This window comes from Brevibacillus nigriterrae (assembly GCF_049846925.1).
GTDB lineage: Bacteria > Bacillota > Bacilli > Brevibacillales > Brevibacillaceae > Brevibacillus_H.
On record NZ_JBNCMT010000008.1, the window covers coordinates 1 to 19,047 of the forward strand.

Annotated in this window: 18 protein-coding genes; 2 read left to right on the forward strand and 16 right to left on the reverse strand. The window is 42.0% G+C overall.

What is annotated here, in order from left to right; translation table 11 throughout:
• From ACPW7N_RS07635 to ACPW7N_RS07680, 10 genes are all read right to left on the reverse strand, one after another.
• Positions 1 to 1,850, reverse strand: a 1,850-nt coding sequence (locus tag ACPW7N_RS07635) for a molecular chaperone (protein WP_425650446.1), incomplete at its 3' end; no start/stop codon positions are given.
• Positions 1,851 to 1,872: 22 nt separating this feature from the next.
• Positions 1,873 to 2,568 carry an iron-dependent peroxidase gene (locus ACPW7N_RS07640; protein ID WP_425650447.1) on the reverse strand — a complete coding sequence of 232 codons (696 nt, stop codon included), beginning with the start codon at positions 2,566 to 2,568 and terminating at the stop codon, positions 1,873 to 1,875.
• Positions 2,559 to 3,836: a normocyte-binding protein gene (locus ACPW7N_RS07645; protein ID WP_425650448.1), complete on the reverse strand. Its 1,278-nt coding sequence runs from the start codon at positions 3,834 to 3,836 to the stop codon at positions 2,559 to 2,561. Before ACPW7N_RS07645 ends, ACPW7N_RS07640 begins: the two co-directional genes overlap by 10 nt.
• Entirely contained in the window at positions 3,833 to 5,482 is a 1,650-nt protein-coding gene (locus ACPW7N_RS07650) for a PP2C family protein-serine/threonine phosphatase (protein WP_425650449.1), read from the reverse strand. Before ACPW7N_RS07650 ends, ACPW7N_RS07645 begins: the two co-directional genes overlap by 4 nt.
• Positions 5,483 to 5,530: 48 nt before the next feature.
• Complete coding sequence (locus ACPW7N_RS07655; protein WP_425650451.1) at positions 5,531 to 6,406, reverse strand: PP2C family protein-serine/threonine phosphatase; 876 nt, start codon at positions 6,404 to 6,406, stop codon at positions 5,531 to 5,533.
• Positions 6,379 to 6,897 (reverse strand): FHA domain-containing protein, encoded by a 519-nt coding sequence (locus ACPW7N_RS07660; RefSeq protein WP_425650453.1) that lies wholly within the window; start codon positions 6,895 to 6,897, stop codon positions 6,379 to 6,381. Before ACPW7N_RS07660 ends, ACPW7N_RS07655 begins: the two co-directional genes overlap by 28 nt.
• Before the next feature lie 37 nt (positions 6,898 to 6,934).
• Positions 6,935 to 7,489: an FHA domain-containing protein gene (locus tag ACPW7N_RS07665; RefSeq protein ID WP_425650454.1), complete on the reverse strand. Its 555-nt coding sequence runs from the start codon at positions 7,487 to 7,489 to the stop codon at positions 6,935 to 6,937.
• Positions 7,490 to 7,553: 64 nt separating this feature from the next.
• Positions 7,554 to 8,000: a J domain-containing protein gene (locus ACPW7N_RS07670; protein ID WP_425650456.1), complete on the reverse strand. Its 447-nt coding sequence runs from the start codon at positions 7,998 to 8,000 to the stop codon at positions 7,554 to 7,556.
• A gap of 114 nt (positions 8,001 to 8,114) precedes the next feature.
• Positions 8,115 to 8,540, reverse strand: coding sequence for a membrane-associated protease 1 (locus tag ACPW7N_RS07675; RefSeq protein WP_425650458.1), 426 nt, complete (start codon positions 8,538 to 8,540; stop codon positions 8,115 to 8,117).
• A 106-nt stretch (positions 8,541 to 8,646) separates the two neighbouring features.
• Positions 8,647 to 10,815 carry a transcriptional regulator gene (locus ACPW7N_RS07680; RefSeq protein WP_425650459.1) on the reverse strand — a complete coding sequence of 723 codons (2,169 nt, stop codon included), beginning with the start codon at positions 10,813 to 10,815 and terminating at the stop codon, positions 8,647 to 8,649.
• Between the two features lie 643 nt (positions 10,816 to 11,458).
• Here ACPW7N_RS07680 and ACPW7N_RS07685 point away from each other — a divergent pair.
• Positions 11,459 to 13,522 carry a VWA domain-containing protein gene (locus ACPW7N_RS07685; protein ID WP_425650460.1) on the forward strand — a complete coding sequence of 688 codons (2,064 nt, stop codon included), beginning with the start codon at positions 11,459 to 11,461 and terminating at the stop codon, positions 13,520 to 13,522.
• Positions 13,523 to 13,528: 6 nt separating this feature from the next.
• On the opposite strand, the gene ACPW7N_RS07690 is transcribed toward ACPW7N_RS07685, so the two are convergent.
• Together ACPW7N_RS07690 and ACPW7N_RS07695 are read right to left on the reverse strand one after the other, a co-directional pair.
• On the reverse strand, positions 13,529 to 14,413 hold the full coding sequence (locus ACPW7N_RS07690) for a serine/threonine protein kinase (RefSeq protein WP_425650461.1): 885 nt from the start codon (positions 14,411 to 14,413) through the stop codon (positions 13,529 to 13,531).
• A 14-nt stretch (positions 14,414 to 14,427) separates the two neighbouring features.
• Positions 14,428 to 16,032 (reverse strand): sensor domain-containing diguanylate cyclase, encoded by a 1,605-nt coding sequence (locus ACPW7N_RS07695; protein ID WP_425650462.1) that lies wholly within the window; start codon positions 16,030 to 16,032, stop codon positions 14,428 to 14,430.
• 334 nt (positions 16,033 to 16,366) lie between these two features.
• On the opposite strand from ACPW7N_RS07695, the gene ACPW7N_RS07700 reads away from it, so the two are divergent.
• The gene (locus ACPW7N_RS07700) at positions 16,367 to 16,696 is read left to right on the forward strand and encodes a GlpM family protein (RefSeq protein ID WP_425650464.1); all 330 of its coding nucleotides are present in this window, start codon (positions 16,367 to 16,369) and stop codon (positions 16,694 to 16,696) included.
• A 194-nt stretch (positions 16,697 to 16,890) separates the two neighbouring features.
• Here ACPW7N_RS07700 and ACPW7N_RS07705 read toward each other — a convergent pair whose 3' ends face one another.
• The 4 genes from ACPW7N_RS07705 to ACPW7N_RS07720 form a co-directional block, all read right to left on the reverse strand.
• Positions 16,891 to 17,433, reverse strand: a complete 543-nt coding sequence (locus ACPW7N_RS07705; RefSeq protein WP_425650465.1) for a GNAT family N-acetyltransferase — start codon at positions 17,431 to 17,433, stop codon at positions 16,891 to 16,893.
• Between the two features lie 79 nt (positions 17,434 to 17,512).
• Positions 17,513 to 17,956, reverse strand: a complete 444-nt coding sequence (locus ACPW7N_RS07710; RefSeq protein WP_425650467.1) for an SRPBCC family protein — start codon at positions 17,954 to 17,956, stop codon at positions 17,513 to 17,515.
• 59 nt (positions 17,957 to 18,015) lie between these two features.
• Positions 18,016 to 18,198 carry a hypothetical protein gene (locus ACPW7N_RS07715; protein ID WP_425650468.1) on the reverse strand — a complete coding sequence of 61 codons (183 nt, stop codon included), beginning with the start codon at positions 18,196 to 18,198 and terminating at the stop codon, positions 18,016 to 18,018.
• Between the two features lie 72 nt (positions 18,199 to 18,270).
• Entirely contained in the window at positions 18,271 to 19,032 is a 762-nt protein-coding gene (locus ACPW7N_RS07720; RefSeq protein WP_425650469.1) for an alpha/beta hydrolase family protein, read from the reverse strand.
• Between the last annotated feature and the right edge of the window lie 15 nt (positions 19,033 to 19,047).

Here is a 19,047-nt window from a genome sequence, read left to right on the forward strand (position 1 = left end):
AAAGCCCACCGTTCGACTGCTGTAATTTTGAGATCGTTATTTCTTTGATCATTGCTTTCCGCATGGAATCGATTTCGCAGCATGCCTGTTTTGCGGAAGAATTCTTTTTTCATGTTCTCTGCAAGATCCCACAGGAAGTGATAGTTGTTGCGAACCCGCTGATATTCATCACGGCTTCGGTTTTCGTATTCCTTGTACCGTGTTGGCAGATAAGCCTCGGCTTCCTGATAACTCTGTTCCAACTGCTGATAGACCGAGCGTATTCCCTGCTCATCTACATGACGAAAAACTTCAGAACCTGGGATGTCGATCAGGTCGTCAATGACACGAATATGCTTTACCCTGGAGTAGTAATCCGCAAAAACAATCTTGATGTACTGCATAATTCGATACGTCAGATTATTGCCGCCAAAATTGGTATCTCCATTCTCATAGGTGGTCTGTATATCAATCTGGTATGAAATCTTACCGTCTCGAATTCTGAAACGGCAGGAAGATAAGTCCGTTGTTCCGCCACCGCAATCGATGACCAGTGCGTTGTACTCTTCTCCATCCAAAAAACTGTTCTTATCAATCTGATCAGCAATGGTGTTATACAAAACAGCCATTCCTTCATCTAACGAATGCTCTGTCTCGATATGGTACTCTGGCAATATTTCGGTAAACATGTCTATGAACTGCGATTTCAGTTTCACTGGACTCGAGATATGCAGGTTCTTGAACCGACATTTGTATTGCTGCTCTGCCATTTGTATACAATAGATGAGATAGGAACGAAGAATATCACTTCGCTTGGTCATTGCTGAATTGCCCTGTCCGTCCATTACCTCTTCCATTTGGGTGTAGCTGTTGACCCATCTTTTCATCCCGTGAAAGACCGATGCATGGCTGCTGTACCCGTTTTTTCTTGTGGAAGCAACCGCATCATAGCCAAAATGAAACTTGATGTGAAGCGGATCAGAAGCATCTGCAACACTTACGACCGTGGGCAGTATCTCAATCCAATCCTCTTCCTTCTGTGTCGCATCTGGAAAAGCGACATAATTGATTGCACCGATTCGTACTCTCCCATTGAGAATGTCGTTATCGCACGGTTGAGAGATATACGCTTGATCGAGATAGGCACCAGCCGTCGTATTGGTCGTACCAAAATCAATCGCTAAAATCGCATCTGTTTCTTCTAATTGACGAATTTCCAAATCGGTCGCCGGTATTTTGTAATAATGCAGATTGGCAGGTGGCATTGGTTTGTCTTGCGTGTAGACTTTATACAGATAATCGGAATCCTGTTTGCGGAAAAACAAATAGCTGTAGTTGCGATTGGCGGTCTTTCGAAAAGGAATCGACTGGGCTGATGAAAGATAGAAGTGTCCTGATTGTGTGCTGTCCTGGATGAGATTCAGGATTCCACACAGTTCCAGGGAATCATTGACGATGAGAACATTGGATTCTACAATGCCGTTCTCAGCCTTGACGCGATAGTTGTCACGCTTGTTAATGGATAAGCCTGAATAAAGCGTCATACGGGCTGGCACTTTAATACTCCCGTTATCGGGAAAGGGTGTGCGCAAATATTTCTTAATTACAGCTTCCACTCGCTCGTATCCACCAGTGACGTTTTCCTGGATCAGTTGATGAGTCACTGCACCGCGGAATTTCAAAATTGTTTCAATCAGCGCTTCTCGATCCAACGTATTGATTAACGCTGGAACCAATTTTTCTATATAACAGATGTTTCGCAGCTGATAGGTGGTCATCTCGGTAAGCTCATCTCGTGTATAACGAGGAAACTTATGATTGCCTGACTCTTCTCTTCCATCGAGATACAGCTTATAAGAGTATGTATGCATGATTCATCTCCTTCCTTGCCGATCAGTAAATGGCAATCGTATCTATCCGCATGGTTTCTTCTACATCGATAATGCCAAAATGAGCTTGCCAGTAAATCTCCGTATGAAAACGCACAGGTACAAAAATCTCAAGTATCATTTCGATTTTTGTGCGATCGTTCTCCGTTTGCTCTTGGCCGACATAGATCAGCAATTCGTCCTTTTCTTCACAATTCGCATAAATGATCGAATGATGGAAAATCGTTCGCAGTGTATCTTTCAGGAGAAATATCTCTTCACCCGTCTCGTACAATCTCAGGATATTGCGAGCGATTGTCTCTCTTTCCTTCTGGTCGAACAGCATGATTGCCTGTTGTGCTCTCTTGCCGAAAGAACCTGCTTCCAGATCCTTTAAGACAAAGCGGATGTAGTATTCTTTTTTGTTCATCCCTTGCATCAAGTCAATTTCAGCAAGAAAATGAATGAGAATATCCAAAACCGTTGATCGCAGCTCCCTGTTGCCTGTATCGTTCACATTGAGGAGGTCTTGAAAAATAGCAGAAAAGCGATAGAAAGGGTTGATCTCGACCTTTGGATCAATGTCTTTGGCATTGAGAATTTCCTTACTGATTTCCATATAGGGCGAGAACGATTTGGCTGCTAAGAAATGGATATCCTTTTTGTCAAGACCTGCTTGCTTCGCCTTAATAATCACGTCCCATATATAATTCAAGCCCATTCTCCTTCACACTTATATTCAGGAAAATAGAGTTGCACTTCGGACACGAGAAAACTCATGATATCTTGTAAAAGAAAGCCGTTTTTGACCAATGGACGAAATGCCAGCTTCATGATTTTCTTGTCGTGTTGGATTCGAATGTTATCACTAATGAATGGATTCATTTCATAGGTCAGTGGTGACTGCGTCGCTGAGTCCAAAATCTCCACATGCTCCAGATCAAGATAGCGGGAGGCATCGAAGGAGTGAATCATCCGAGTGATTTCACCCTTGGCTCTAACAACCATCGCCTGCTTGCGAGCATATGCACTGATAAAGCTTTCTTTCCGTTTGTTGGACAAAAGTTCATAGTCGAATCTGCCAATGGACGTTTGAGCTGGCTTGGTGATTTTCAGTACATTCCACACATCCGCTTTCTCACGTGGGGAAACAATGGTGACTTCTTCCGGCGTTCGCTTGATATAGCGAATCAGGTCTTCTTCGCCATCAATGAGATAGCCGTGTTGAGTACCCGTGCTTCGAAGGGACAGCACATGCTCAAAGTTGACTCTATCCATCGCGGGAATGGGGAAACCGATGTTTTTGAGAGCTAATCGCTCGATGTTCCACAAAGGAATGATGTCTGTTTTTTTGAATGGCTCGAATTCCTCCAAATGGATATTGATTTCAACGATTTCATCCTCTTCGTCCAGTTGGCTTTCGGATCGAACGAGAATCACATCAAAAAACTTCATCGCATACGGATGATTCAACGTTTTCCATGGGATGCTGTTGAGAAGAAATACGTGATACAGCCGCTCAATTTCTTCTAAATACGAACGATTCTGCTGTAGTCGAACCTCTAGCTGCTTTTTACCAGTGGCAGTTACCATCTCTGCGGAAAATGTCCGTTGGGATGTAAAAAGTGGCATCAATTTGGCATGCTCGCATTCCAAAAAAATCGTCATCAACTTTGCTTCTTCTCTTTGGCTTAATTGGGTCAGAAGCTTCCTGCTATCCCATTTTTTCATCTTGATATCTTCAGGGATCATGGGATACAAAAACTCATGGATCGGGTCTACATTTTCTCTGGAACAAATGGTGACATAGATGTCATGCCTGTTTTCTTCGCCTGTTATCTCGCTGAAGACGCGATCCTCCAGCTTCTGGTTCATCTCTTGCTGGTAATCTATCAGATGAAGAAACACTCCTGTCATCATTTGCTTGAGAAGTTTTCGTTGCTCCAAATCATCCATTTTGCTTAGTCGGTCAAGTATGATATCTCTCATGGCTGTGAACTGGCCACCTCCTCGGGAGTGCTGGCTGGAACTGGACTTCCTCCCTGGGCTGGCATATCGGGTACCGGGATATCGGGTACTGGCATACCCTCTACTGTCATCGCATCTAGCTCTTCCTCTGCTTTGGCAATTTTTCGCTCCATCGTGAGGACTTTCTCCAGCATGCCAATTTCTTGATAAGCATCCCGAGCGAGAGAATAAGATTCGATTGCCCCTACAAGGTCCTGTGCCTCAAGCTGGTTATCCCCGATTTTTTCCATTTTATCGCCATTCACCATTTTGATTTCCTTTTGGAGACTTGTTATTTTGTCTTCCACTTCATCCAGCTTCACCCGGAGTTCTTTCTCACCAGCGCTAAAGGATGAGAGTATCGCTGCTTTTCTTGCCTTCTGGTATAAGTCTTTGGCGCCAAGATAGTCCTGCGCTTCGAAGCGTAAATCTCCATCCTTCATCAGCACCATAATCTGTTTATAGGTCTGGGCGTCACGAATCTTGGCTTCCAACTCTGCAATGTTAAAATCAGAACGTTTTTTCGCCTCTTGCAGTGCTTTTTGATATTTATCAAGCGCTTTGACAAAGTCATTATCCTTGACGTTGCTGTCTCCATCGACAATTAACTGAACAATCCGTTGTTTTCGTCCAATCAACTCCGCATGGACTTTATCTTTTACCTTGATCGATGCATTGCGGGCTTCACTATATTCCTTCAATGCGAGTGGATAATTGCCATCAGTTATGTATGTATCTCCGTTTTTCTCGTGTTCAAGGATGCTTGCTGCGGCTTCTGCCTGGACGGCAGCTTGTCTTGCCATATAGACATATGTCCCTCCGCCAAGCAACAGGAACAGAAATACGGCTATCGCCACTTTCTTCACGATTTGCCATTTCCGATAGGGATCTTCCATGAACACCTTGTCTGCGAATATGGCTGCAGCCGTGTAATTGTCAACTACCTTGCTTTGCTTACTTAAAAGCACCTCTTCCAGCGTATCCACCAACGCAGTTGGTTCATTTGCTTCTGCCAGCGCATCCGTCATCTCTGGAGTTGAGATATTCTCCCATAAACCTGGTGTACACAAGAGCATGACATCCCCGTCAGACAACGGGAATTTTTTCGATACGTAGGGGGTGAACTCGTTGGGCTTGCCTAGGTAATTCGTCAGATTGTGGCGCTCTTCATGATGGTCCAGACGATGCTCTGGTATTTTTTGATCGCTTACCATGAGTTGAGACAAGCTCTGGTCGCTGCTTCTTGCATGGAACCGTCCATTGCGGAAAAGATAGATGCGGGCATTACCTGCAACCGCATAGACGATCTTGGAATAGTCTGTGACAACCAAGGTAAGGCTTGCTTTTAGGCGGACTCGTTGGCTTTCGGCCTGTAATACTTCATGGGCTTGTTGCAGGTAAGAGCGGATTTTGATGCGGGACATGGTGGGGTTCTCCATGAAGTTTCCCAAGATACTCTTCACAGCTAATTCAGCACTATTCGCTTCTTTATCCGAATCAAGCCCTCGAGCAATGACCCAGAAAGCCATATCATCGAGTTCTGTGTAGGCGAAGTAGTCATGGTTGTGAAGAAAAGTGCCAGCTTCGGACAGGAATGATGTCACAAATGTGCTGTTATCCTTTCTCATCTGTACTCCCGCTCCTTTCTAATGGATTGCTCCTTATCCAAAAGCATGTCACCAGCCATTTTCCAAAATTACAACCGTGGCGTTGTCTTGATTTTTCTTATTTTTGTGTTCCACAGCTTCAATGATTGCTTGTGCCGCATCTTGAGTGGATCTGCTTTGAGTGAGAATCCGTTCGATTTCGATTTCCGTCAACGTTTCATATACACCGTCACTGCAAAGAATGACTTTGTCCCCTTTTTGCAGTCGATATGGTTCACGACATACTTCCATATTGCGGAACCCCTCGAAGCCCAAATAGTTGATAAGCCTTTTTTTTTGAGGATCAGAGATGGCGTCTGCCCTGGTTATTTGTCCGGCTAGATACCGTTGTTCCAAGATTAGTTCATATGTATCTTTCGAATTCATTTGGATAAAGTCACCATTTCGATAAACCATCAGGATGCTATCTCCTACTGCCCCCCAATAGAGATTCCCTTGGGTGATGACGGCTGCAACGAGCGTTGTTCCGCCTCTTGATCCTCGCAACTGCTCAAGAATCTCCTGATTGCTCAACCGGGCGGATTTGGTGAAAAAAGCGGGTATCTGTTGTATTTTTTCTACTTTTAAAAACTGACGTATAAACGTCGTAACAGCAATCGTGCTTGCCATTCTTCCGTTGGAAAGTCCACTGATCCCATCGGCTAGCACTGCAATCGTTCCGTTCAATGTGGTTGCTGTAGAAAAGTAGTCATCCTGTTCTTCCCGTCTCCCCATCGTCTGCCCATTTCCGATGCTGATTCCTTTTACAGACAATCTGCCCAGCAAGCTTTTTCGCAGGCGAAACAGAGACAAAAGCAACACCATGCAAGCCATGACGATCCCATACGGTAACAGGGTTTGCACTCCGACCACATTCATCACGCCATAACCTTGGTGTTTTCCCATTCAAAATGGACACCACAAAGAGGAATGAAGATGAATTTGCTTTTGCCCAACTGAATGACATCATAGGCGGTTAATTCTTGTGGTGAATAGACGGCTTCATTGTTATGATAGGCAAGACCCGATGCATCCCCAGGCAAGAGGAAAAAGCTTCGTTTTTTCGGGTCGTATACGATAACAGCATGATTACGTCTCGAAACGGTATTGTCACCTACAATGCGAATATGCATATCTTCTGCACGTCCGATGAAGTTTTTCTCCGCCATGATTCGGTAATCTTGACCAAGCTGTGGACCTTCGATGCAGACGAGCCATCCTGTAACGGGGTCGATCCCATCTGCTTCACCCAGATAAGGCATGGTCTTCTCATCATCCATTACCCTAACTCGGTCATTTTTCACGGAAGGTTCTACGACAATGTTGCAATATGGGCATGTGCTCCCGTGTTTTCTTGTACTAAACATGTGTCCATTCGTGCATCTCGACAAACTCATCCCATAATCCCCCGTTTCATTCTGTTCAAAATCAATCTTATTTGATCATCAGACGTGTACTGGCGATATAGATAATATCACCGGATTCCAGCTTCTGCGGATTTTCCTGCTCCAGCTTGCTCCTGGACTTATGATTTGATTTTTGTATTCCTGTACCATTTCGAGAATCGACATCCTCGATGTACCATTGACCGGATGCATGGTTCAATACTGCGTGTTGTTTACTGATTAAAGCTGCATATTCCGTATCTGCCAAATCAATATCTACTTCATGTTCAGGGGTGCTTTTTCCGATGAGCAGAGATGTTCCGCCGTGGATATACCATTCCTTCGTGCTCTCCCCATCCTCATCCAGAAGAACTACTTTCGTTATCCCCGTTGCTCTTTCTATCACTGGATTTGCCGCTCTGCCTTTTACCACGAAGACGCCAATCAGACCTACAACCAACAGGATTCCTACGCCTATCTTCACGTTGGTATTATCATTGATGCCATACACATAAATAAGTCCGATGATCGATACGATGATGATTAATAATTCCAGTACAATGATCCAACCAGATTTTTGATAGGTTCTCGCTACGTCTTGCATATTCACACCTCCGATAAAAGCTAAAATAAAAAAGCGTCCCTGATGACTCACCTAAAGCCTCGGCTCACTTTTTCTTCATGCTGAAATAACGGTTGAAAAGCTCGTTTGACTGGAAAGGATCTCGGTTTCCCGAACCATCTTTCTGCATTGATGACGTATTTTTGTTCTTGGGGTGAAATCCAAAAAACTGCTCAAAGTTCTTTTCAAACTCATTTGGATCGAATCCAGTAAATGCTGAACTGTTTTTGGCATTTCCAGATTTGGAAGTGTTGGTGTGATTCATTCGTTGATGATTTTTTGTTCCGTCTTGACGTGTATCGTAATCAGCTCGCATGTTTTCATCGATCAACGTGTTGTAAGCTTCGTTGATCTCTTTGAACCGAATCTCTGACTCAGTACTTCCTGCATTAACATCGGGATGGTATTTTTTCGCCAGCTTTCGAAATGCTTGTTTGATCTCATCACGAGAAGCATCTCGATTGACACCAAGGATTTCATAGTAATTTTTCATGTACGTGATCCCTGCTTTTGATTAGTAAATTTGGATGGGAGGACCGTACCTTGAATCACTTCAAGATACGGCCATTGGTGATGTTGTGATGCTATAAGTCCGTCATGGCTTTATCTAGACAGCATATCCGCCTTCGATTTTGGCCATTTCTGTCTTGTCTTTCTTCTGCTTGATCAGTAGTTCGAATGTACCGACGCCCTCGGTGTCACCAAAACGTTCGGTATAATCCACGACAAATGCATTTGGGAAGTGAATTTTTCTGATGACTTGATCGGCAGCAATTACTTCAAGAGTAACTTTGCGATAACAATCCGCTTTTTCAGCAGGTACTAACGACCAAGTTGCCAGTTTCATGGTGTCGTCGGCATTATCACCATCTGTTGCAGTAATGATTTTGCCAGTCAATTTGAGAGTAGCACCTACATCTGTTGATCTAGCGTTGGAGTCATTTGGAGTGTCAGTTTCGTATGCTACTGTCTTGATGTTGTCCATCCCTAATTCGATTGTTTCTGCTCCCTCTACCTTGAGTCTGAAGCCCATGTAAAAATACCTCCCTATATATTTCGAGCTCTCAAGAACTAGATGTTCCCGAGGCTGATGATAAGTGGTGCACTTATTTAGGGCGCACCACGTAGCACCCGGATTTCTAAGCTTTCGCCATAGTGGCACCTTTGGTGATGGTCACCTCAAGGTTCTTCACATTGCCATTGAATACCAGATCAATATGGCAAAGATTACTCTTCTCGTCGATTATGTAGCTGATATCATCACCATCTTGGACGATGGAATTAACAAAGCCTCGATTTCCGATCCATTTGCTCTTTTGAGAGCTTGGATTGTTACTAAAGAACCTGACAATATTGTCGTGTTTGAAGTCACCCGTCTGGAATCGGAGAATTCGCTCGATATATGTGCTTACCAATGTTTTGAAAAGGGAATCATATCCGTCTTCTGTCATCGATAGACTTCTTGCTTTATAAACCGTGATTCGTTTGACATCCTTGCCTTGAATCTGTGCATTCTCAGATGAGAACACAAATCCAAAGTTTCGTCGGTTAATAGCGTCTTTGATATTGTTGGTGAATCCAGAAATCTCCTTCGCCATGGTCGTCACGATCCGAAGACTGTTGTCTCCTGCTTCAATATCAAAGCGCACACCCGGATACTCTCTGCTAACATTTTTGAACGATTCTCTCAAGAATTCCGGACATTGACTTGCTGCTACCAGTCCTGCTGCAACGTAACTCGCTCCAACATAAACGCCTTCAATCCATAGCTTGAGAATGTCTTCTTTTTCTTTGGAAAGCTTGACACCGTCTTCGGTTTGGAGCATCTTGCTGTCGATAACCACTCCCGATTTATCTTTCGGAATGATCGTAAAATTAGGAACACAAGGGATGGCGAATTCGCTATAATCTTTGCGAACCAGCCCTGCGCATTTATCCATAAATTTATCAATACCGGAAGTTGCCATGCTATTGAAGGTTGTCTCTTCTCCTGTTACAAAACTGAAGAAGATCTGTACCTTATAGTCCTTCACAACCTGAAGAAGCATTGTCAGGGATTCCATGGTGTTTCCTTCCTGCTTGGTTACTTTTTCGTTACCCTTGAAGCGCTCCCGACTGACACGAGCTTTGCCGGCAGCTTCCATTTCTACCGAGGGAACAATACCGAACCAAACGGTGTCCGAAAACTCATTTTTGGAGTTGACTGTGTTAAGGTAGGTCTCCAGTCTCGGAATATTGTTGCTCTTGACCATCATATCCAGTTTGGTATTCGTCACGAGAAGCGTTGGTTGCATCCCTTTGTTCTTGGTTGTGTACTGATCGAAAAACATCTTCACACCAAGAATTTTTTCTACTAGAGGCTTGACCGTTTTGACGAACTCGTCCTTTGCATTTTTATAAAATTCCAGATAAGTGTTATAATTCTGAACTTCCACTTCAATATCTACCTGGGTTTGAATTGCTGGCAGTGGGCAGAAGGTACGAACTACGAGATCTTTGACGTATGCGGAAGGAGTCTCTGTAACCGAGTCATAGTCCTCACCGAATACAGACGCCAACCCGGTCTCACCGTGATCATCGAGCAGCATGAGTTCGTTACCTTCGCTTCGAGGGGCTTCGATGATCTTCAATTCACCTTTTTCCCCGATAGTAAGCATTCCGATTTGGATCGCTTCGGATTGCTTTTCCTCTTGTGATCCTCCCAGTAAGAGCCTCGTTTTGATATCTTCGATGGCTAGGGGAAGCATGGCCATGACGTTGTTGTAATTGCGACTCGCATCCTCAAACAGGAGATTCAGTTTGTCTCCAATATCCAGTTTCTTGGGATCGCCTTCTTCCAGACTCTCATATTGGCTAAATACATAGTGAATCTCTTTTCTCACCTGTCGTATGTCATCCATTACTTTTTTGGGCGAGATCATGTCCAATAAATTCTCAAACTTGAAATCAACGTTTGTTATTCCTTGACTGCGTTTGGTATCGATCAATGTAAAAAGCATTTTGAGAAAATCATTGTTTTGATTGATGTGAATCTCAGAGATACACTCCTCCGGTATTCCCTCTGGCTTTTTCAGCGAATACATCACTCTCTGGTTAACTGCGTTGTAAAACGAATAGACGACAGGAGTAAATTTGTCCAAAAATTCATCGAAGGTTTTCACTAACAAATGTTCGTTAATCTCTTTAATCTTGTCGTCGCTTAAGCTGTCAATCCCCTTAACATCTCCCACAATTGTGAGCAGATCAAGCTTCTCTGGATTGAATTCTTCGAAAAGCATCGTTCGGTTGGTCTGGCTAATAATGTCCATGTTTTCGAGCTGCAAACGAAGTGAGCATTTTATTTCACTTGTTTACAGCATCCTCCTTCCTGCCGCTTATTTCCTTTTTCTTACTACTAATACCATAAAATTCCATTGTAAAACAACAAAAAAAATGAGCCTTACCGATCAAGACTTATTAATCACTTGCTGTTCAGAAATTTCTCTTGCACTAAACTTATCTCTTTTTGTATATTTTTGTCAATGCTGGCGCACGCAGGAAAATTTTCCTAATTCTAAGCCTTTCTGCCACGGAAATTTGTCCTATTTTCTCTGTAACCCCTTTATTTTATTGGATTTCTATTTTATGTTGGAAATAATTGGGTTGGTTATCCATTCAGTTTCCTCTTCTAATAATTGAGTAAAATACACTGATCACCTTATCAAAAACTGACTTTAAACACTGTGTAAATACTGTATACATTCAATTGCATTGCCGGTATTTACTCATGCTAATTGAAGGATGAATACTATCGTTTTATTTATTGATCAAGTAACACCTCATTAATAGGATCAATTTTTTACAAATAGTTCCATCGTACTCCAGACCCATTTTTCCAGTTATTGGAGGTGAATAGCACTACGGACTTTTGTATTATTTTTATTAACTAGATAAAGGGTGAACTGCATATCGATGAGTAAACAAAAAAAGAGAAAGTATTTTCCTTTAGTAGCTGGCATCATTTCATTGGCTTGTACTCTATCATTTACACAATTTGTACCTCCCATCTCTGCTGCCCAATCGAATGCCAAGTATGACTTGGATGTGGTTGTCGTGGTAGATAACAGTAATTCGATGAACCAAGCAGACGAAGACAAAACGGTAACAGAAGCAGTCAAGATGTTCGTTGACCTCAGTGAATCCAACTCCATCAGGCTTGGCCTTGTTGAGTATAACGACGAAATCATTGCTTCTCATCCCTTAACTTCACTAGCAGATAAACAGAATACGAGTAAAATCAAACAAGTTATTCAGGACATACGCTACTATGGGTACTCGGATTTAGGGCTAGGTTTGCGTAAAGGGAACGAGCTTCTCACTCAAGAAAAAGAAGCCTCCAGGAAGCAAATCATGATCCTGCTAACCGATGGAGGGATTCATCTGAATCCCCAAAAAAAACAAAGGAAAATCTCTGACTCCCATCGCGATATCACACAGGTACTCGACCAAGCAAAAGCGATTGGTTATCCGATCTATACCATTGGGCTTCAACAAACCGGTTCTGACAATCAGGCTCTATTCGAACAAATTACATCTGAGTCGGGTGGCGCTTTGTATTTCACAAAACATGCAGATGAAATGGCAACCATTTTACAAAAGATCTATGCAAAGGAAACGAACAGTGTGTTTTCTCCCCTCTCAACAGTAATGGGAACGGGAAAACAGCAGAAGGTCACTGTACCCATTCCTCATTCGAGTATGCGTGTGGGAAAAATCGTTTTATGGTCAAAAGGGTCCATACAAAAACCACAACTTGTGCAAACTGCCAACCAGAGCAGTCTCACACAGTCGAGAAAATATACAATGATACGATCAGAAAAACCACAACAAGGTACTCTCGACCTACTGATTAGAGCGAATCCTGGCGAAGCTGTCACTGTAAGTATGATTAGCACGACTCAGTTAGAAGCGGTACTTCACCTGCCTGCTGCACCCTTGCTAAAAGGGGACTTAGTACCTATTACGGCCACTCTTATAAGTGAAACGAATGCAGAACCAATAGCAGACGAAAAATTGATCGAAGGACTAACGGCCGAGTTATTACTTGCGGACATGAAAACCAAATCAGCGCAGAAAATCACCATGCAAAAAGATGGATCACAATTCCTTGTAAACCATGAGTTTCCAACCTCTGGGGAATATGAGGGACAGGTTATTGTTTCAGGACCATTCTTGCATACAGAAAGTTCTCCGATTCCGCTGAAAATAACCAATTCTTTACCGAGCTTTATCGGACCGGGAACAGTAAGCGTTGCTAAAGAGGACGGAACTTATCAAGTTGATTTGGACAAACTGTTCACGGACCAGAATCATGATGTTCTTGCCTACTCTGTTTTACCGGGCAATGCTCCCGAAAACATTCGTGTCGATTTGGCTCAAAATCTCTTATCGATAACACCACTACATACAGGAAAAATATCGATTCCGATTAAAGCAACTGATCAGGAGGGAGCCGCAGCATCTACTACTCTTGAAATCACTGTCCATTCGATATGGGATCGATACTTTTTGATTGGGGTGTTCGTACTACTTGGCTTGGTGTTGATCCGTATTGCGTATGGAGTGATTCGTAGACCGCAGTTTACAGGACGCTTGGAAGCCTATTTCTTGCAAACAGCAAGTGGAAATGAGATGCCTGTAAAATATTGGCCGCTTAATTCGTTTTCCCATAAGAGAAAAATCACCCTTCATGAGCTATTTCTGAGTCTTGATGTCTTCGAACATTTACCCGAAACCGAGAATATCTATTTAATTCCCGGAAAAAAAGGAACAATTCTACTGATAAACAAGACAGAATGCATCATAACCAAAAGAAATTCCAATCAATCTACGTACAAAAAAGAAATCCTCAAACATAACGATGTAGTGAACATCGTGTTCGAGGACGGTCTGACCGAAATTTATTTACGTTATGAAGATACTCAGAGCTTTGCTACCAGTTACACAGAATGGGTGCAGGCGGAAACATACCGATAAAAACCTTTACCTTCGATGGAAAAGATGCTCTAGATAACCTGCGATCTGAAACAGGGTTATGGAAGGGCATCTTTTTTTGTGAGATATCGCAAGCCCCCACATGATAAGCTGTGAAAAGAAAAAGGAAACTCGCTTTTTATCTTGTCTAACATGCTCTAACTTGTCAACAATGATTCTCTCAGATACATCGATTGGCGGTTTCCCGTTCATGCAATAGTAGAGTGTGGCTGCAAGAGAATAGAGGTCAGAATAACTACCCTGTTGGGATTTTTCTGAATAGAATTCAATGGGTGAATATCCGTTCGATGTGACGATATGTTTGTGCTTACTTTCTCTTAGGGATACCGCTGAACCAAAGTCGATCAGTGTTGGGCTACCATTCTCATTTATGATTACATTACTAGGCTTGATATCCCTGTGGATGACGCCTTTCCTATGACAGTATTTCAAAGCTCCTATCAAGGGAAGAACAGTCTTTTTATAAAAATCCGGGTTGATTCCTTCTTTAACATAATGATCAAGTCTGCTTCCTTTGCAATATTTCATAACAATATAGCTTGTCCCATTCTCCTGGAAATGGTCGAAGTATTGCACGATATGTGGATGAGATAATTCTTTTAGGATTAATGCCTCTTTTGAGAAACTTTCTTTCATCTGTTCGAACTTTGCCTTCATGCTAGGGCGCCGACAAAGTGTAGTCTTATTATCCAGATCACGCATGGCAAGTAATCGCGGGAAAAATTCTTTGATAATATAGTGCTCTTCTTTCCCAAAATGAGAGCAAAGATAGACATGAGACAATTCACTAGAGGAAGTAAGCTCTTCAATCCGATAAGATCCGTGCAAGACAGTTCCTACTTGTAGAAAATTGTCATTTTCCTGTATCGACACAACTACCCTCCATTCTAATTGATTACCTTTAGCCTTTCTGCAATAATCGTCTGGTTTCTTCCCGATTCCTTCGCCTTATACAGAGCTTGGTCTGCCAATTGAATCAGTTCTTCTGGTGACTCTGAGTGTAGTGTATGGTTCGCAATACCCAGTGAGACAGTAATGGTTTGTCCTAGCGGATTTACACTTTTTTCAAGTGTATTTCGAATACGTTCGGCTAATCGATACGCTTCATCACCAGTTGTATTAGCTGCAAGCGCAATGAATTCTTCACCGCCGTAACGACAACATATATCTCCTGATCGTACAGACGTCGTAATAATGTTTGCAAAATGCTTCAAAACTTCGTCCCCCATCAGATGGCCATAGTTGTCATTGATGGCTTTGAATCGATCAATATCCATAATAATAACAGAAAATGGAGTGCTCGCTTCGATCCATTTCAGCATGATTTTTTCGAGTGTTCGGCGATTGGTTAATCCTGTGAGTGGATCTGTTGTTGCATCAAGAGTTAGTTGATCCGTCTGTATTTTAAATTCTGTCAGTGCGTACCTGATGGCAACTGTTAATAAATCAGCCTCTCTGTTCCAATGATGCTCTTCCTCAGGAAGTTCTATATTTTCTTTACCATTTTTGTTCACTAGGTCTGCCAGGTTTACAAAAGGCTTTGCTAGTTTACGTGCTAACTTAATGACAAGAAGCATCAATACCACAAACGGAAGCAGCATATACAACAGAATGGTCTTAATATGACGTGTTAATTGATCATAGACCACACTGATTGGTGAAACCACTACGACACCCCACTGGTTTTCCGGGACTTTTACATATCCTGCGAGTTGAGCCTCTCCCCGTAAATTCACCAACTGCTCAGATCCACTGTTTCCTTGAATAAGTTTACTAACAACTTGATTAGCGCTAATATCCTCACCTAATCGGTTTTTGTCAGGATGATACAGTAAATGACCGCTGGAATCCACAATGTAAAAAGACGAACCTACTGTATCATGCGGATTACTACCGAAAATCATGTTCAATATGTTATCTTCCTGAAGATAGATGGTTCCCCCAATAAAACCACGATAAACTCCATGCTTATCAAATATGGGCTCGCTCATAAATACGATTAGACGTTTAGATTTTACTGTAATGTAAGGTTTTGAAATGTAAGGTTTTTTTATGGCTAATGCTGTTTTTGCCTCTTTCGTAGTAATATGATTCCCTACCGAATTTGATTTTGGAGCCACTTGCCGCACAATCCCGTTTTCATCAACAATGACAAGTGAATTAAAGTAATTACTACTTTGACGTTGTAATTCTATATTAATATTTCCTAATTGCTGAGACGGTTGGCTCATTTGAGCTAGGCTGCTCGCAGAATAATGCAAGCTGCTCCGCATGGATTTAAACAGAGAGTCAACCGTTTGACTCATTTTTACAGCACTAGAATAGTTCAACGTGAGTGTAGTATCGATCAGTGCTGATTTTTGCGATTCATAGGAAGCTATAAGTAAGATTGTCATTGTCAGAACAACGGATAAACAGACCAGTCCAGTCAAAAGTGTAGTCAGACTAATCTTATTCCGATGGCTTGTTCGAATTTTAAGTAGATTAGGCATCGGCTGCCCTCCTAGTTCCGGGAACACAATTCTGGAAAAAAATGATCTTTTTAAGTATACCATCAAGTATTATATAGTTCTTCGTTCCTATATTAAATAATTCTTTCACCCTATAACAAATGGTATTTATGTCATCTCGACTATTGAAGCACATATATTTTATCTATTCCTGCTAAACAGGAAACATAAACCTTATCATATGACTTTTTCTGATTCCGTAACATTAGGAAATCTATGGATTTATTTTTGTATTTACTAGCCTTCGTTTTTATGGGATATTGATAGTTGTTTATTGCTGCTAAACTCTTATTTCATACGAGGGAAGTGTCACATCATGTTTGAGTACGTATCAAAGTTCATCTTAGGCGGTTGCATCCTTGCTCTTGCAACTTACCTCAGCAAATCGAAAAATCTGTTTTTATCCGGTATTATTACTTTGCTTCCACTGATGACGCTTGCCAATATGACACTACAAATGAAATATTTGTCCATCGACGAATTCCGATTTGCACAAAAGAATGGAATTATTGGTGCGATTGGCCTGGCTGTGTTTGTATTTTGCGTTTTCCTTTTAACCAATTGGATGAAGCCGTTGTATGCAATTTTGGTTTCTTTGGTTATCTATGTGTTGTATTTTGTTATTGGCAAGATTTTGTTTCCTTAAATATGTTGATTATAAATCTTATCGATTTAGGCAGGTATCCTGACTCTGATCCCTCCGGAATTTATTGCTTACAACTAGTTTTAGTAAAAGAAGATCATAGTTGGAAAGAAGTGAAACAAATCAACAGTATGAACCGTTTTGTCATTCAGAAGACAGTTGAATGCTGGATGCAAGAATTGCTATAGATTATTATTTTAATCAATCTGAAGCCCCATCTGAAAACAGTCAACAAATTCACCGTCAATCAAAAATTCCCTCGTAAGCAATCCTTCATCTTGAAACCCCATCTTTTTATATAAATGGATGGCTGAATGATTGTCGGTGCGAACTTTCAGGTTGATTTTCTTGATTATTCCGCCTTCTCTAGCCCACTCAAGCAGTTCTTCGATCAATAATTTACCGATGCCAAATCCCCAATACTCTTTTAGAATACTTACCCCAAACTCACCAACATGCTGAGTTCTTACCCGAACTCCCCCTCTGAAGATTAGATTTCCTGCAATTGTTCCCTTCACTTCCGCAATCAAAAATAGTTGATTGTTTTCTTCCTTCATTTTATTGATAATCACTTTTTGCTCGTCCGGTGTAATCGAGACTTCGCCAACACCAAATGCTAAGTTGTCACTTTCACCAGAAATTTGATGCAGGTAACCCACATAGGCAGATGCATCTTCTGGGTCTCCTATGCGAATAATTAGTGGTTCACCAGTTGATAGGTACGATATTTTTGATTTCATTAAGTCCTCCAAGTATAAAACACCTCACCCACTGACAGAATCGCACGAATCATAGTCAGCATGATGAGGTGTTATCAAATTATGAATTAGCGATCATCTGCTTATCTAACTGTGCTAGCACATGAGGCCAGGCTTGTTCGTGCTGGTTCTTCGACTCCTCATCTGGAAACCCTGCGTGCGTAAGACGAAGTAGTGACCGACTTCCCTGGACTATAAGTTCAATAGTGACAACGGTTTCTGCTCCTTTGGTGCCAGAGGTAAGCCATGTCAACTCAACCAGACGATCTTGTTCCAGTCGGAGAAATCTACCATAATGAGGGTGTCTATTCCCTTCATGCTGTACTTCAAAAAAGAATACTTCGTTCACTTGCCCCTTCATTATCACAGTTCCGGGTGCAGCAAACCAATAATCGATTTGTTCTGTCCAGGCACGGAATAATGCCTCAGGTGATGAATCCATTGCTCGCTCGACTGTGAAATGAAACGGACGTCGTGAAAGATCTGGCGTAGCAATTGTCTGCATGATGTAATCGTTCATTCCTTTCCGATTGCGTAGTAAGGCTCACAGATACAAACGTTAGTTTACATAACTTTTATTATGTTAATAATTATGTAGATATCAAACACGATAAACGTAATGGCGCTAAGTACTATTATTACCCAAAACCACTTTACATCAAAAAACTTACGCTTTTCTGAGGATTCTACTACCTCTCTTGGCGCAAACGCATCTATATCATCTATGCGATTATTCTCATTATCCATCCATTTTCCCTCCCACAATTACGATTTATTGTAGCAGATAATGAATGCTCTCGTTACCAGTTCATTAAAAGTTCAAGAAAGATACTTGTCGAACCATGCCGTAGCCATCTCACACAGTATATCGATATGCTCACTGAAACGGTGTGTAGCTCCATCGATAATTTCCAACTTCGAATCTGAAGAAAGATACTTCATTCCTGCCATGGAATGTTGGCACAAGAGATTCTCTTCTTCATCCTCTACATGGTTTCCATGAATGATCAGAACGGGACAGGTAACAGGTTGTAACAGTTCTTTTTGATCGATTTCAGCAAAATCTGCGAGCATCTGCTTATCAATCAGGACCTGCTTTCTTGTTCCCTCGCTTTTTGGTACCGTGATATAGCCTTTTTCGGCAAGCTCATCCATTTGCTCAGTAGAATAGTACGCTGACCAATCATAGTACATCGGTCCGGTTAATGCGCCCGATAACACCATTGTCTTAATCTCAGGGGAAAAGCTTCGCAAACAGATCAGACTCCCTAAACTGTGGCCGTACAATGCGATTTGCTGATAACCTTTGGATATGGCGAATGCTATGGCGCATTTCAGATCATCAACCTGTTTGCTGGCTGTGATCCTATCATCAACGCTCTTACCACAACCACTGAAGTCAAAGGTCAGGGCCGAAAAACCAGCATGTTGAAAAGATTGTGCAAGCTTTTCGAACCTTCCTTGTGAAGATTGATTGTTCGTGAATCCATGGGCCATGATGATCAATGTATTGAAATGACCAGGGTAAAGTGTCCCTACAATACGACCGTTGCGTGAATTCGTAAATGTAACCTGTTGCATATGTTTCTCCTTCGC